Annotated in this window: 15 protein-coding genes and 1 riboswitch; of the genes, 7 read left to right on the forward strand and 8 right to left on the reverse strand. The window is 69.6% G+C overall.

All coding sequences use genetic code 11. The features are described from left to right. Positions 1-88: 88 nt before the first annotated feature. The 4 genes from ABZV42_RS06200 to ABZV42_RS06215 all read right to left on the reverse strand — a co-directional run bounded on the left by ABZV42_RS06200 (position 89) and on the right by ABZV42_RS06215 (position 3,293). On the reverse strand, positions 89-994 hold the full coding sequence (locus tag ABZV42_RS06200) for a LysR family transcriptional regulator (protein WP_355983561.1): 906 nt from the start codon (positions 992-994) through the stop codon (positions 89-91). A 216-nt stretch (positions 995-1,210) separates the two neighbouring features. Beyond that, the gene (locus ABZV42_RS06205) at positions 1,211-2,332 is read right to left on the reverse strand and encodes a cystathionine gamma-lyase (protein ID WP_356051056.1); all 1,122 of its coding nucleotides are present in this window, start codon (positions 2,330-2,332) and stop codon (positions 1,211-1,213) included. A 74-nt stretch (positions 2,333-2,406) separates the two neighbouring features. Next, a complete protein-coding gene (locus ABZV42_RS06210; protein WP_355983560.1) occupies positions 2,407-2,898 on the reverse strand; it encodes a low molecular weight protein-tyrosine-phosphatase in 492 nt (163 codons plus the stop codon). A 17-nt stretch (positions 2,899-2,915) separates the two neighbouring features. After that, positions 2,916-3,293, reverse strand: coding sequence for a phage holin family protein (locus ABZV42_RS06215; protein ID WP_355983559.1), 378 nt, complete (start codon positions 3,291-3,293; stop codon positions 2,916-2,918). An 81-nt stretch (positions 3,294-3,374) separates the two neighbouring features. Between ABZV42_RS06215 and ABZV42_RS06220 the strand changes: the two genes are divergently transcribed. From ABZV42_RS06220 to ABZV42_RS06235, 4 genes are all read left to right on the forward strand, one after another. Then, positions 3,375-3,692 (forward strand): cupin domain-containing protein, encoded by a 318-nt coding sequence (locus ABZV42_RS06220; RefSeq protein WP_355983558.1) that lies wholly within the window; start codon positions 3,375-3,377, stop codon positions 3,690-3,692. 164 nt (positions 3,693-3,856) lie between these two features. Further along, positions 3,857-4,069 (forward strand): DUF5326 family protein, encoded by a 213-nt coding sequence (locus tag ABZV42_RS06225; protein ID WP_355983557.1) that lies wholly within the window; start codon positions 3,857-3,859, stop codon positions 4,067-4,069. Positions 4,070-4,616: 547 nt separating this feature from the next. Continuing rightward, complete coding sequence (locus ABZV42_RS06230) at positions 4,617-5,354, forward strand: helix-turn-helix domain-containing protein (protein ID WP_355983599.1); 738 nt, start codon at positions 4,617-4,619, stop codon at positions 5,352-5,354. 100 nt (positions 5,355-5,454) lie between these two features. Next, a complete protein-coding gene (locus ABZV42_RS06235; RefSeq protein ID WP_355983556.1) occupies positions 5,455-5,892 on the forward strand; it encodes an SsgA family sporulation/cell division regulator in 438 nt (145 codons plus the stop codon). A gap of 82 nt (positions 5,893-5,974) precedes the next feature. On the opposite strand, the gene ABZV42_RS06240 is transcribed toward ABZV42_RS06235, so the two are convergent. After that, complete coding sequence (locus ABZV42_RS06240) at positions 5,975-7,474, reverse strand: YibE/F family protein (protein ID WP_355983555.1); 1,500 nt, start codon at positions 7,472-7,474, stop codon at positions 5,975-5,977. 71 nt (positions 7,475-7,545) lie between these two features. Next, positions 7,546-7,702, forward strand: a riboswitch (TPP riboswitch). Between ABZV42_RS06240 and thiC the strand changes: the two genes are divergently transcribed. Then, complete coding sequence (gene thiC / locus ABZV42_RS06245) at positions 7,695-9,515, forward strand: phosphomethylpyrimidine synthase ThiC (RefSeq protein ID WP_356050996.1); 1,821 nt, start codon at positions 7,695-7,697, stop codon at positions 9,513-9,515. (Overlaps the previous riboswitch by 8 nt.) Before the next feature lie 57 nt (positions 9,516-9,572). Here the strand turns inward: thiC and ABZV42_RS06250 are convergent, their stop codons facing one another. Beyond that, positions 9,573-9,968: a VOC family protein gene (locus tag ABZV42_RS06250; protein ID WP_355983553.1), complete on the reverse strand. Its 396-nt coding sequence runs from the start codon at positions 9,966-9,968 to the stop codon at positions 9,573-9,575. Positions 9,969-10,154: 186 nt separating this feature from the next. On the opposite strand from ABZV42_RS06250, the gene ABZV42_RS06255 reads away from it, so the two are divergent. Both ABZV42_RS06255 and ABZV42_RS06260 read left to right on the forward strand, forming a co-directional pair. Then, entirely contained in the window at positions 10,155-11,099 is a 945-nt protein-coding gene (locus tag ABZV42_RS06255; protein WP_355983552.1) for a LysR substrate-binding domain-containing protein, read from the forward strand. Then, entirely contained in the window at positions 11,096-12,598 is a 1,503-nt protein-coding gene (locus ABZV42_RS06260; RefSeq protein WP_355983551.1) for a VWA domain-containing protein, read from the forward strand. Before ABZV42_RS06255 ends, ABZV42_RS06260 begins: the two co-directional genes overlap by 4 nt. 183 nt (positions 12,599-12,781) lie before the next feature. On the opposite strand, the gene ABZV42_RS06265 is transcribed toward ABZV42_RS06260, so the two are convergent. Together ABZV42_RS06265 and ABZV42_RS06270 are read right to left on the reverse strand one after the other, a co-directional pair. After that, positions 12,782-13,645: a hypothetical protein gene (locus tag ABZV42_RS06265; protein ID WP_355983550.1), complete on the reverse strand. Its 864-nt coding sequence runs from the start codon at positions 13,643-13,645 to the stop codon at positions 12,782-12,784. Positions 13,646-13,825: 180 nt separating this feature from the next. After that, the gene (locus ABZV42_RS06270; RefSeq protein ID WP_355983549.1) at positions 13,826-14,968 is read right to left on the reverse strand and encodes a metallophosphoesterase; all 1,143 of its coding nucleotides are present in this window, start codon (positions 14,966-14,968) and stop codon (positions 13,826-13,828) included. Between the last annotated feature and the right edge of the window lie 112 nt (positions 14,969-15,080).

Consider the following 15,080-nt stretch of genomic DNA (forward strand, 5'->3'; position numbering starts at 1 on the left):
GCCCGGCTGGTTCCACGTGAAACATCCTGCGGCCACGATTCCGCGTGAAAGCCCCCAAGAATGTTCCGGTTACCGGTCCGTGCCGGGCTCAGCTCCAGTCGGAGGCCGCCCGCAGCAGCCATTCGTGCGCCCGGGCGATGTGCGGCATCGCCAGCGTTCCCGTCCGTACGACCAGGAAGTAGGTACGCAGCGGGGGCACCGCGGGGTCGAGGAGTGCCACGACGTCTCCGCGCTCGATCGCGTCGGAGCAGAGGTATCTGGGCAGGACGGTGAGGCCCGCGCCCGCGGAGGCGCAGGCGAGAACCGCCCGGAGATCCGGGACGATCACCGTGCCGGAGGCGGCGGGGCGGCAGTCGAAGACCGAGGCCCAGTAGCGGGCGACGAGCGGCAGCGACTCGTGGACTTCGACGATGGGAACGTTCTCGAGAGCGTGGGCGCCCCTGCGGCGGAGTTTGCCCGGACCGATCTCGGCGGCCCAGCGCGGAGCCGCGACCAGGACGTGCTCCTCGTCGCAGAGCGGAGTCGCGGTGAGCAGCGCACCCCGTGGCTGGGCCGTCGCCATGGCCAGATCATGATGTCCGGCGGCGAGCCCCTCCATCGTCTCCTCCGCGTTGCCGAAGGAGGCGCGCAGTGTGAAGCCCTGGCCGTCGTCCCCGGTCAGACCCATCAGAGCGGGCAACGCGCGTTCCGCGGTGAACTCGGGGGGTCCCGCGAGATGCAGCGTGCGAAGGGAGGAGTCCTCGTCGAGCCCGGTCTCGGTGATCTCCACGAGGGCGTCGAGATGCGGCGCCGCCTTGTGGGCGAGTTCGTCGCCGATGGTCGTGGGGGTGACCCCACGCGCCTGGCGCAGGAACAGGGGCCGCCCCAACTGGCGCTCCAGCGTGCGGATCTGCGAAGTGACGGCCGGCTGGGACAGGCCGAGCAGTGCGGCGGCACGAGTGAAGGATCCGGCCCGGTGCACAGTCACGAACGTGCGCAGCAAGGCCAAGTCCATGGTGCCTCTCCCCTTTCAGCACCCCCGCGCGAACCTCAACTATAAATAAGTCGATAGGTCGCTGTCGCTACGGTGATTGGACACTGACGCAGAGTCAACTAGCCTTGTTCGCGCGGTTCTTCGCGCGCAGAACCGGGACGGTCCGAGCCACGAGGGGGGAGGCTCGGACCGTCCGTCGTGCGTGGTGGACGCGCTGATCACGCGGCGCCGGCCGCCCTACTCCGCGGTTGCGTCGAGGGCCCGCAGAATGTCCGCCACCAGGTCCTCGGGATCCTCGGCGCCGGCGGAGAAGCGGATGAAGCCATCCGGGACGGCGTCCCCGCCCCACCGGCCGCGCCGCTCGGCCGTGGACCGCACCCCGCCGAAGCTGGTGGCGTCGTCCACCAGGCGCAGCTCGTCGAGGAAGCGCTCCGCCCGTTCGCGCGAGGGCAGCGTGAAGGAGATCACACAGCCGAAGCGGCGCATCTGCTGCGAGGCGATCTTGTGCGAGGGGTCGTCGGGCAGTCCCGGGTAGCGCAGCCCCGTCACCTCGGGCCGGTCCCGCAGAACCTCGGCGATCGTCTTCGCGGTGCAGCTCTGGCGGTCAGCCCTCAACTGGAGCGTGGCGAGCGAGCGATGGGCGAGCCATGCCTCCATGGGGCCGGGGATGGCCCCGACGACCTTGCGCCAGCGTCGTACGGGCGCCATCAGTCCGGCGTCCCGCCCGGTGACGTAGCCGATGAGGAGGTCGCCGTGCCCGGTGAGCATCTTGGTGCCGCTGGCCACGGAGAAGTCGGCTCCCAGCTCCAGCGGGCGCTGTCCGAGCGGGGTGGCCAGGGTGTTGTCCACGGCGACGAGCGTGCCCTGCGCATGGGCGGCCGCGACGAGGCGCCGCAGGTCGCAGACGTCGAGACCGGGGTTGGACGGCGTCTCGATCCACAGCAGCTTCGCCCCGTCCAGCACCTCCAGCTGGGCGTCGCCGGCGGTGGGGGCCGTGCGCACCTCGACGCCGAACGCGGTCAGCTGCTCGCGCACCAGAGGCAGCACCTGGTAGCCGTCGTCTGGCAGGACGACGATGTCGCCCGCCTTCAGCTGCGAGAAGAGCACGGCGGAGATGGCGGCCATGCCGGAGGGGAAGGAGAGCGTTTCGACGGACTCCAGTCCTGGCGCCTCCAGCTCGCCGATGGCGCGTTCCAGGAGCGTCCAGGTCGGGTTCTCGTCGCGGCCGTAGGTGTAGGGGCCCGTGGGCTCACCGGGCAGATGGAAATGCGCGGCGAAGACCGGGCCGGGAAGGGTCGGTTCGTACTTGACGGGCTCGGGCAGCCCGGCACGTACCGCCCGTGTACCGTCGCCCGGCATCGTCGCCCGCGTGTCACGGCTCCCGCCCGCAGGGCCGGTGCCCTCGTCGTTCGCCGTGACGAAATCCCCTGACGTCATGCCCCTCGTCCCTTCACTTGCCCGTGTACCGCGGCGAGCAGTCCGGGGCTCGCCGCCTCCACCATCTCAAGACATTCTTTGAAGCCTTCGATATGTCCGTAATACGGATCGGGAACGTCCAGGTCGCCGCCCGCGGCGGGATCGTACGAGCGCAGCAGCCGGACCTTCTCGGCGTCCTCGGCACTGTTCGCGAGGCGGCGCAGGGCCTTGAGGTGCCCTGTGTCGAGGGCGATGACGAGATCGAGACGGGAGAACCACGAGGCCTGGAACCGCCGGGCCGCGTGGTCACTCTCGTAGCCGCCTGCCTCCAGCACGGCGACGGTGCGCTCGTCGGCTCCGTCGCCCTCGTGCCAGCCGTCCGTGCCCGCGCTGTCGACCTCGACGAGCTCGTCGAGCCCGGCCTCAGCCACGTGGGCGCGGAAGACGGACTCGGCCATCGGCGAGCGGCAGATGTTGCCGGTGCAGACGAAGCAGACGCGGTAGGTCATGGGAACTCTCAGCCGTTTCAGTCGCTGTCGGGCAGCACGACGTTGAGCGCCCAGGAGACGACCGAGATGATCAGGCCGCCCAGGACGGCGGTCCAGAAGCCGTCCACGTGGAAGCTCAGGTCGAGTTTGTCGGCCAGCCACGAGGTGAGCAGCAGCATCAAGGCGTTCACCACGAGGGTGATCAGGCCGAGGGTGAGGATGAAGAGCGGGAAGGTCAGCACCTTCACGATCGGCTTGACCAGGAAGTTCACCAGTCCGAAGACCAGTGCGACGATGATGAGCGTGCCTATCTTCTTGCCCGTGCTGTCGCCCGTCAGGGTGATCTTGTCGAGCAGCCAGACGGCGACGGCCAGGGCCCCCGCGTTGGCGAGCGTCTTGACTACGAAATTCTTCATGTGTCTGATCGTGGCAGAGAGATCGACTGGCCAGAAGAGGCTGTGGACACAGCCTGTGGTGGACGAGAGCGGACGAGGGCGATGAAGGCATTCCGGCTGGATGAACTGGAGGCGGAGCGCGCCGCCAACGACGGTGCGTACCTGCAGTTTCTGCGTGAGCGGAACATGTCGGTCGGGCTGTACGCGCTCGACGCGGGCTCCCCCGACCCGCAGAAGCCGCATGCCCAGGACGAGGTGTACTTCGTGGTCAGCGGGAGGGCGTCGATCACGGTCGGTCTGGAGACCACTCAGGTGGCCCGGGGCAGCGTCGTCTACGTACCGGCCGGGGTGGCTCACAAGTTCCACCACATCACTGAGGATCTGCGGGTCATGGTGGTGTTCTCTCCGCCCGAGAGCTGACCGCGCGACTCAGGGTTCCCTAGGGGGACGGTCAGGGGAGGACAAGGGGTGCGAGGCCACCGCGGGCCCCCTCTCCGGCCTAGCATCGGATGCGAGACACCAGAGAACCCGGAATCAGTGTCCCGGCGTCGGGGCCACGGGCGAGGAGAGGTAAGGACAGGGCGATGCAGGAGATCTTCAGCGGTATGCCGTGGTGGGTTAAGTGGGTCGCGGTGCCGGTCATTGCCCTGGTGGTGTTCGGCGGCCTGATAGCGAGCGTCGTCGGGTTCGTCATCGGCCTGCTCTTCAAGCTGCTCGTCTTCGTCGCGCTGGTCGGCGGGCTGATCTTCATCGTGCGGAAGTTCATCTCGGGTTCCTCCTCGCGCAGCGACTGGTGAGGCGCGAGAGGGTGAGCGGCAGGTAACGGCGAAGGGGGAAAGGGAACCCAAGGTTCCCTCGCCCGGGGGAAGTTTTCCGGTGAGGCCGCATCTGGGCACTGACGGGCCGTTAGAGTCCGGAATCCGACGCGGGGCCGACCCCGCGGGCAGCGCACAGCCCCCTCCCGTGACTCCCCGCACGGGCGGTCCTCCTCGCTCTTCGGAGTGCCCCTTGGCCATGGCCGACACCGCACCCGCACCATCCGTCGCTCCGCCCTTCCGGCGACCTGGCACACCCGCGGCGGCACGCGTTCCACCGCTCCAGCCGTGTACCTCGCCGGGGGAGCCGTCACCCTCCCCCACTCCGTCGGCTCCGCCCAGGGAGCCGGCGCCGCCCCTGAACGCGAGGGTGGAGGAACCCGCCCGGCGCACCGCCCCGGCGGAAGGGCTCACCGCACGCACCAGTCCGTCGGTGACTCGGAGTTCGCCCTCCGCGGGGACCGCACGGCACGCCCGCACCCCTTCCGCGGGACCCGAAGCCGCTCCTCCGGACGGCCACACCACCACGCTGATCGGCTCGGTCCAGCGCGCGATGCGTCTGCTGGAGGCCGTCGCCTCGCGTGAGCAGGGTGCCCCCGCCAAGCAGCTCGCGCGGGAGGCGGGACTGGCGCTGCCGACCGCCTACCACCTGCTGCGCACCCTGGTCCACGAGGGCTATCTGCGCCGTGACAGCGGGCTGTTCTTCCTCGGCGAGGCCGCCGAGCGCCTGGGCGGCAGCGGAGCCCGGCAGAAACGTCGCACCACGATGAGGGACACCCTCGCGCAGTGGCGGGACATGATCGGCGCACCTGTGTACTACGCGGTCTACCGCGAGGGCGAGATCGAGGTCATGTGCGTCGCCGACACTCCGGTGAATCCGGCGGTCCAGGAGTGGGCCGACTTCCGCGAGACCGGGCACGCCCACGCGGTCGGCCAGTGTCTGCTGGCGCAGCTGGACGACAAGTCCCGCCGTGACCACCTCGATCGGTACCCGGTGCGGGCGCTCACCGCGTACACGGTGCGTGACGAGGACCGGCTGCTGCGGCGCCTGGAACGGACGGGCCGGATGGAACCGGTGATCGAGCGGCAGGAGTACGCGCTGGGCACGATCTGCGCCGCGATCCCGGTCACCGCGGGCAGTTCTGCGGCGGTCGTGGCCTTCTCTCTTCCGTCCCATCAGGGGGACCGCCTGATGCCCACGGCACGGAAGCTGCAGAGCGAGGTCGGGCGGATGCTAGGAACACTCGCCATCTCTATCAGTATCTGAAAACTCACTCCTTGTAATACGGCATGCACGTTGAGCAATATTTCAGCAGTGTCAGGTGGGTCGAATCCTGGCCAGTCGACGGCAAACGACGGGGTAGGCGATGCGCGAGTCGGTGCAGGCAGAGGTCATGATGAGCTTCCTCGTGTCCGAGGAGCTGTGCTTCCGCATTCCTGTCGAGCTGCGATACGAGAGCTGTGATCCGTACGCCGTGCGGTTGACCTTCCACTTGCCCGGCGATGCGCCCGTGACCTGGGTGTTCGGGCGGGAGTTGCTGATCGACGGCGTCGGCAGGCCCTGTGGTGACGGCGACGTGCACATCGCGCCGGCCGACCCGGAGGCGCTCGGGGAGGTGCTGATCCGGCTTCAGGTCGGTGGCGATCACGCGCTGTTCCGGTCCGGGACGGCGCCGCTGGTCGCGTTTCTCGACCGGACGGACAGGCTCGTGCCGCTCGGGCAGGAGCGCTCCCTCGAGGGCTTCGACACGTCCCTCGACGCGGTGCTCGACCGCATCCTCACCGAGGAGCAGAGCGCGGGCTGAGGTCCAGGTCGCCTTGGCGCGGAGTAACGCTTCCTCGCAAGGCGCGTGGGCGCAGGATGGTTTCAGCGCTTTCGGGAGCCGGTCAGTGCTTGCGGCGGCGCCCCTTCCCGCTCCGTGCCGGTGTCAGGGCGGCCGCGGGCTGGGCGGGGACGGACGCGCCGCCTTCCCGGTCCGCGGCGACCACCAGGGCTGCCAGCGCGGTCGTCACCGGCACGGCGGCGACCAGACCGATCGATCCGACCAGCGTGCGCACGATCTCCTCGGCGACCAGCTCGCTGTTGGCGACGGTGCCCACGCTGCTCTGCGCGATCGAGAAGAGCAGCAGCAGCGGGAGCGCGGCGCCCGCGTAGGCCAGGACGAGCGTGTTGACGACCGACGCGATGTGGTCGCGGCCGATACGGATGCCCGCGCGGTACAGGCCGCGCCGGCCCATCGTGGGGTTCGCCTCGTGCAGTTCCCAGACCGCGGACGTCTGCGTCACCGTCACGTCGTCGAGGACGCCGAGCGAACCGATGATGACACCGGCCAGCAGCAGGCCGCTCATGTCGATGGACGGGTACAGACCGTGGATCAGACCGGTGCTGTCGTCGGTGTTGCCGGTCAGCACGGCCCAGTCGATGAAGACCGAGCCGAGGAGGCCGATCAGCACCAGGGAGAGCAGGGTGCCGACCACCGCCACGGACGTCCTGGCCGACAGACCGTGACACATGTAGAGCGCGATCAGCATGATCGCGCTGGACCCGACGACGGCCACGAGCAGCGGGTTCGAGCCCTGCAGTATCGCGGGCAGGATGAAGAAGTTCAGGATCATGAAGCTGATGGCCAGGGCGACCAGCGCCATGACCCCGCGCATCCGTCCGATCACCACGACGACCACCGCGAAGATCAGAGCGAGCAGCGTCAGAGGCAGCTTCCGGTTCGCGTCCGTGACCGAGTACTGGAGGTCCTTGGGGGCGGAGGGCTCGTACGCGACGACGACCTTCTCGCTCTGGTGCAACTGCCGTGACTGATCCGGCTGAACGATCTCGGTGAACGTGCGGCCCTTGTCCTTTCCGGTGTCGATCCGGACCGTCGCCTTCTTGCATTCCCCGGCCGACCTGCGCTGGGCGGAGGAATCCCCGGTGGCGGAGGTGGCGCCCCCCGGGGTCCCCGAGGAGGCGTTCACGGACTTGCAGTCCACCTGGTCGATCTTCGTGACCGTCGCCTGCTGGGTCTGCCGGTCGAAGCCGACACCGGTGCGCTCGTGAGCCGGCGCGCCGCCGGGCCACAGCACCACGAGTCCCACCGCGACCGCGACCGCGAAAGGGATCAGCACCGCGGCGATGACCTTGCGCAGATGCTTGGAGACCGGCGCGGCCGGACCGTGACTGTGGGAGTGCCCGTGCCCGGCGCTCGGGGGCTCGTCGTGCCCACGGCGGGGACCCGGCCCGTGGTCATCGTCCGAACCGTGATGATCACTGTCCGGCCCCTGCCCGTGCTCATGCCCGTGTCCGTCGCCGGGGCCGTGCCCACGGCCGCCGTCGGAGCCGGGACGGCGCGGTGGCTCGGACGGCTGGAACGGGTGCTGCCGGGTCGTTGTCACCGCCCGATCATCGCAACAACGTCAAGGGCCCTCTGGTCACCGCGCCAAACATGACGCTAGCGTGGAGGCACCTTTGCACACGCGGGAGCTCGGAGCACCGGGCTGAGAGGGCGCTGACGTCCGTCTTCGCGATGTTTCACATGAAACATCGGCGATCGGAAGCCGCTGCGTCGACCGCTGAACCTGTTACCGGGTAATGCCGGCGTAGGGAGTAGGTCTCATGACCGACAAGGATGTACGCACGCCTGCCTCCAACCGGACGGACGGGGTTTCCCCGCCGTCCCCGAACGGCCAGGAGAGGCAGTCCATCGGCTGGCACAAGGGGTACGTGGGAGGCACGCGTCCCGATCTGCAGGTGCCGGTTCGTCAGGTGCACCTCACCAACGGGCAGTCCGTGACGTTGTATGACACCTCCGGCCCGTACACCGATCCGACCATCGACACCGATGTACGCAGGGGGCTGGCGCCGCTGCGTGAGAGCTGGATCATCGCCCGCGGCGACACCCAGGAGTACGCGGGCCGCCCCGTTCGTCCCGAGGACGACGGGATCAAGCACACGTCCCCACGCGGAGGACTGCGCAATCTCGACGCGGTCTTCCCTGGCCGGCCGCGCCAGCCCCGCCGGGGGCGCACAGGACAGGCGGTCACCCAGCTCGCCTACGCGCGGCGCGGTGAGATCACACCCGAGATGGAGTTCGTGGCGGTCCGCGAGAACGTCGACCCCGAGGTCGTACGGGAGGAGATCGCCGCGGGCCGGGCGGTACTGCCCGTGAACGTCAACCATCCGGAGATCGAGCCGATGATCATCGGCAAGCGGTTCCTGGTGAAAGTGAACGCCAACATCGGCAATTCCGCGGTGACTTCCTCCATCGAGGAGGAGGTCGAGAAGATGACCTGGGCGACCCGCTGGGGCGCCGACACGGTCATGGACCTGTCCACCGGACGCAACATCCACACCACACGTGAATGGGTGCTGCGCAACTCCCCCGTACCCATCGGCACCGTGCCGCTCTACCAGGCATTGGAGAAGGTCGACGGCCGTGCCGAGGAGCTGACCTGGGAGATCTACAAGGACACCGTCGTCGAGCAGGCCGAGCAGGGCGTGGACTACATGACGGTCCACGCGGGCGTGCGCCTGGCGTACGTGCCGCTCACCGCGAACCGAAAGACCGGCATCGTCTCGCGCGGAGGATCGATCATGGCTGCCTGGTGCCTCGCGCACCACAAGGAGTCGTTCCTGTACGAGAACTTCGAGGAGCTCTGCGAGATCCTCGCCGCGTACGACGTCACCTACTCGCTCGGCGACGGGCTGCGGCCGGGTTCCATCGCGGACGCCAACGACGCCGCGCAATTCGCGGAGTTGAGGACGCTCGGGGAACTCAACACGGTCGCGAAGCGTTTTCAGGTTCAGACGATGATCGAAGGCCCGGGCCACGTCCCGATGCACAAGATCAAGGAGAACATCGACCTTCAGCAGGAGATCTGTGATGAAGCTCCGTTCTATACCCTCGGCCCGCTGACGACGGACGTCGCGCCGGCCTACGACCACATCACTTCCGGCATCGGCGCCGCGATGATCGCCTGGTGGGGCACGGCCATGCTCTGCTACGTCACGCCCAAGGAACACCTGGGCCTGCCCGATCGTGACGACGTCAAGACCGGCGTCATCACCTACAAGATCGCCGCCCACGCAGCCGACCTCGCCAAGGGGCACCCAGGTGCCCAGGACTGGGATGACGCGCTCTCCGACGCCCGCTTCGAGTTCCGGTGGGAGGACCAGTTCAACCTGGCTCTCGACCCGGACACGGCGCGGGAGTTCCACGACCAGACGCTGCCGGCGGAACCCGCCAAGACGGCCCACTTCTGCTCCATGTGCGGACCGAAGTTCTGCTCGATGAAGATCAGCCAGAACATCAACGAGCGGTTCGGCGGTGCAGTGGCCGAGGGTGCCTCGGCCGAGGAGATCTCCGAAGGCATGCTCCAGAAGTCCCGGGAGTTCGCGGAGGCGGGCAACCGCGTGTATCTGCCGCTGGCCGACTGAGCCACTCCACGGGGGTGCGGTCCGGGGCGCACACCCGGACCGCCGCCCTCGATCCGGTCACGGCGTGACGTCCTGCGGGTACCAGCGCAGTTCGACGGTGTTGCCGTCCGGGTCCTGGACGTAGACCGAGGTGGCGGTGCCCCGCGCGCCGAAGCGTTCCACGGGTCCCTCGAGGACGGTGAAGGCTCCCGACGCGATGACCTGGTCCCAGTCCAGCGGTTCCACGGTGAGACAGATGTGGTCGACGTTGGACCCCTCGGGGGCATGGGCGACCAGGTCGATGATGGTCTCCGAGGTGATCCTCACCGACGGGAACGGGGCCCGGCCGCGCCGCCATTCGGCGACGCGTACGGGTTCCAGGCCGAGAAGTCCGCTGTAGAAGGCCAGGGACCCTTCGACGTCCCGGACGTTGAGGACCAGGTGGTCGAAGGCCTTCACGCGCACGGTGGTCATGTCGTCTCCAGGTCGACGGCGTGGCGGAGCCACGCGCTGAACGGGGCGGGGCCGATCTCGTCGGCACGGCCGTGCCCGTTCTTTCCCACGGCCCTGCCGACGCCTTCTACGATCCGCCGCGGGACGGACACCATCAAGGCAGGATCGCTGTACGACCGTTGAGCCAGATTTAACGCCGGGGGATTCATGCTGGAGCGACTGGAGACCGAGACCTTTCTGACGCTGGCCGAGGAACTGCACTTCGGCCGCACCGCCGTGCGGTTGCGGATCACGACCGGGCGGGTCAGCCAGGTGATCAAGACGCTGGAGCGCAGAGTCGGCGGCCTGCTGTTCGAACGCACCAGCCGTTCCGTCCGGCTCACGCCGATCGGCCGGCAGCTGGCGGACGACCTGGTCCCCTTGGTCGCCGGGATGGAGGCGGCACTGCGGAAAGCGGCCGACGCCGGCCGGGGAGTCACGGGAGAGCTGCGGGTCGCCTTCCTCGGTGAGTGGACGGCGCCCGCACTTCTCCGGGCCGTCGGTCTGTTCGGCGAGCGGCATCCCGACTGCCGGGTCGACGTGCGGGAGGTGCAGCTGTCCAACTCCCGGGCGAGTCTCACGGACGGCTCGATCGATCTGCTGCTCGCCTCGTTCCCCTTCGACGGGATGGCCCGCGGGCCCGCGCTGCTGCGGGAGAGACGGGTCCTGGCGGTCGCGGCCGGTCATCCGCTGGCCGGCGAGGAGAGGCTGTCGCTCGAGGTGCTCGCGGAACACCCCGTCGTGCAGTACCCCCAGGTGACCTCGACGGGATTCAAACGGGACCGCACACCGGACCACACCCCCTCGGGCAGGCCCGTTCCCAAGGGCCCGGTCGGCGGGTCGTTCTCCGAAATGCTGACGCTGGTCGCCATGGGCCGGGGCGTCCTCCCGGTCGGAGAACACTCCCGGCAGTACTACCCACGGCCCGATGTCGCCTACGTCCCCCTTCACGACGCCCAGCCGATCGAACGGGGACTGGTGTGGATGGAGGGCAACACCACCGAGCGGCTGCGTGAGTTCGTACGGGCCGCGACCGACGCGACCGCCTCTTCCCACACGCGGGCAGATCGGTCCGATCCACCGGCCGCTTCTCCAGGGAGACTGGGCGCATGACACCGACATCGATGAGCAAGGGTGCCAACCTTCCCGTCGCCGCGCAGCGGGTGCGGGTCGTACTCGGCTGGTCCGCAGGCCCCGGCGCGCCGGACGCCGATGCCTCGGCCCTGCTCCTCCGCGCGGACGGACGGGTGCGCGACGACGGTGACTTCGTCTTCTACAACCAGCCCGGGCATGCCTCCGGCGCCGTGCGTCACTCGGGCAAGCGACGGGAGGGCGACGGGACGACGGACACCGTCGAGGTGGATCTGCGTGCCCTGGAGCCGGAGATCCAGCGGGTGGTCCTGGGTGCCTCCACCGACGGGGGCACCTTCGGCGAGTTGTCGGATCTGAGACTGAGGCTGATCGACGCCGGGACCGGGGAGGAACTGGCCGTCTTCGAGATGGACGCGACGACGGAGACGGCGTTCATCGGGGGCGAGCTGTATCTGCGGGAAGGCCGGTGGAAGTTCCGCGCGGTGGGCCAGGGGTACGCCTCCGGGCTCGCGGGCCTCGCGACCGACTTCGGGATCAGCGTGGACGAGGAGCCGGGCACATCCGGGAGCACGGCCCCGGCGAGCGCGGCCGCCGGAGCCGTCCCACCGACGCCCACGTTCCCGCCTGCCCCGGTCCCCGTGACCGCGCCCGTCCCCCCGGCACCCGCGGCGGCACCCCCGACCGCGCCGGTCCCCCCAGTGCCCCAGGCACTCCCGGCGCAGGCACCCCAGGCCCCGCCCATCGGTTCGGCTCCTCGTCTCGTCAAGGGGGAGGAGCGGTTGCCCGTGGACATGCGCAAGCGGCTGTCCCTGCGCAAGGAGCAGGTGGCGGTCAGTCTGCGCAAGCACGGGGCCGTGGGCGTCAAAGCCCGCGTCATCCTGGTCCTGGACGCGTCGGGGTCGATGTCGTTCCTGTACTCCAAGGGTGTCGTGGCCGATGTGGTGGAGCGGATGGCGGCGGTGGCGGCCCAGCTGGACGACGACGGGGAGATGCAGGCCTGGACCTTCGCGTCGAGCCCGGCCCGGCTGCCGGACCTCGCCCTGGGGGATCTGCCCGAGTGGCTGGAGCTTCATGTCCGGGTCGGCGAGCTGACCCTGTTCCGGCGGAAGAAGCCGAGGAAGGGCCTGCTGCCGGGGCAGGTGGACATGCGGGCGGTCGGCATCCAGAACGAGGAGCAGAAGGTGATCGCCGAGGTCCGGACGTACGTCCGCGAGCACCCGGCCGCCGACCCCACGCTGGTGCTCTTCTTCTCCGACGGCGGTGTCTACCGCAACAAGGAGATCGAGAACGAGCTGCGGGAGGCGGTGGAGGAGCCGGTCTTCTGGCAGTTCGTCGGACTGGGCCGCTCCAACTACGGCGTGCTGGAGCGGTTCGACACCCTGCCGGGCCGGCGCGTCGACAACGTGGGCTTCTTCGCGGTCGACGACATCAGCGACGTACCGGATCCGGAACTCTACGACCGGCTGCTGTCCGAGTTCCCCTCGTGGACGAAGGAGGCGCGGCGACTGGGCATCATCTGAGCCGGCCGGAAGACAGCGGACGACGCCCGCTGTACGACGGCAGGACCGCCCCGTCCTGGTCCGGTCGTACGGATGTCATTGCTCATGACGGCAGCCCGAAGAGGGCGCACCCGCAGCGGTGTGCGGGCCCGCGCGCTCGCGCGGGCCCTGCTCCGCCTCGGACCCGGCCCTCGGCCGGCCGGATCACTCGGGCTGGTGTTCAGGCCCCCCGAAGTCCGGGCTGGAGAAGTCCGGGCTGGAGAAGCTCGGCCGCGGGCCCGCCGCGGGGCCGCCGTCGGGGCTGCTGAAACCCGGCCGGCCGTACCCGAGGTGGGGTATGCGGCTGGGAGCCGGTGCGGGGCGGTCCAGTGCCACCGAGCCCGGGTCCGCGAGGGCTTCCCGCAGGAACGGCAGGATGCCGCGCTCCAGCAGGGCGTCACGCCAGGCTTCCTTGGCCCGGACGACCTGCTCGGTCAGCTCGTCGCCCGCCCCGGCACGGAGGGAGGACGAGCTGTTGCGCAGGGCGGTCAGCAGCAGTCCTGCCGCGGCGACCAGAATGGCGGCCGCCGTGACCGCGCCGAAGACCCATCCGGTGGTCAGAAGGGTTCCGGCGATGGCCGGCTCGGGGTCGAGCATCCTCAGGACGTAACCCACGAGCAGGAATATCACCGCGGCCGTCCCCGCGAGGACCGGGGCGAGCACCGCGACGACGGCGACCGCTCCGGCACCGGCGGTCTCGGTGACCTCCCCCACGGTGGCGGCGAGACCCATCGCGGTCGAACCGGGCTCCGCGGAGCCGGTCTCCTCGCTCATGACCGGGGCGGACCGCACCGGGCGGCGCAGTTCGCTGCGGACCTTCACATAGTGCGCGTACTCGTCCGACGCGGCCGTCGTGATGAGGGCCGTGGCGTTGAGCGCCATGGTGCGCAGTTGTTCGAGGTTGAGCCGCTTGCCGACGGCGGCGAGTTCCGGGCGGTGTGGTGCGGAGCGCAGCGCCTCATCGAGGATCCGCTCGTATTCCTGGCGGTCCTCGATCAGCAGGTGCTGCGGAACGCTGTTCATCTGCATCCCCCGATGCTCCGTAGGGCTGGTGGCTCGCACGCTGACGAGCCGTTGGGCAGAAACGGAGGGGAGCCTGCTACGGATAAGCCGATGGTAGAGCGGCGACGGCACGCCGTGACAGGGGGTTTCCGGAAATTGGCCCCCGTCCGGAGTGGTCCGTCCGCCGGAGGCCTGCCCGGCGAACGCTCAGCTGTCCAGCGGAAGTTGTTGGACCAGCAGCTTTCCGGCCATGGTCACTCCGCCGTCCATCGCGATGGCCAGCCCGTCGGCGTAGACGTGCGGTCCTTCGATGACGGGGCCCGCTCCGGACTCGCCGTCCTCGGGGACCACCTCGCCCAGGAGGTACGGAATGGGGCTGTGACCGTGGACGATGCGCGTGCCGCCGTACGCGTCGAGCAGTTCGCGGACCGCGTCGGCGCCGTCGTCGCGGAAGGCGAAGCGCCGGGTGAACTTGCGGAAGAGGTCCCAGCAGTCCTCCGCGTCGTTGCGGGTGAGGGTCTCGCGGACGGTGTCGTTGACCGCTTCGATGGAGTCGCCGTAGTCGAGGTAGGCGGTGGTGTCGGAGTGCACCAGGAGGTGCCCGTCGACCAGTTCCATGGCGTCGAGGCGGGCCATCCACTGGAGGTGGTGGTCCTGGAGGCGGTCCATGTCCGTCTTCTGGCCGCCGTTGAGCAGCCAGGCGGCCTGGAAGGTCGCGGTGCCGGCGCCGGAGCTGACGGGCGTGTCGCCGAACCGCTTGGCGCCGAGCAGCAGCAGCTCGTGGTTGCCCATGAGCGCCTTGCAGTAGCCGCCGGCCGCGGCCGCCTCGGCGGACAGCCGCATCACCAGGTCGATCACGCCGATGCCGTCCGGGCCGCGGTCGGTGAAGTCGCCGAGGAACCACAGCCGCGAAGTGCCGGCCGACCAGCTGCCCGAGGCGTCGACGAGGCCCTTGGCCCGGAGCGCCCCGACGAGCTGGTCGAGGTAGCCGTGGACGTCCCCTACGACGTACAGCGGGCCGGGGCCGGCGCCGGGCGCCGGGGCGGGGGCACCGGCGGGGTCGACGACGACCTGTTGGGTGTCGCCCCGGTTGATGACCGGCAGATCGCGCTGAGTGGGCGTGTATCCCTCGGAGAACTCTCCCGGGAACTCCGGCGGAGCCTCCCCGGCCGCGTGCGGGGAGGACTCTCCCGACGCGTACCGCGCAGTCTCCCCGAGGGGTCCGGCGCCCTCGCCGTGAGGCGTGTTCTGCGCATACGGACCGGTCTCGTGGACGTACCCGGGTACCCGGAAGTCGCGCAACGTCGCCGTCCGTACCACCTCGGGTCCCTGACCGGCCCCCTGAGTCATCGACCCCTCCACCACCATCGCGCCGCATCTGCACCGGTTCGGACTGCCTGGTCGCAGCGGCCCGCGGTGTCGTCCGCCCATCATAGGAATGCGGATCGCGCCATGTGATGAC

Source organism: Streptomyces sp. NPDC005281 (assembly GCF_040607495.1).
GTDB lineage: Bacteria > Actinomycetota > Actinomycetes > Streptomycetales > Streptomycetaceae > Streptomyces.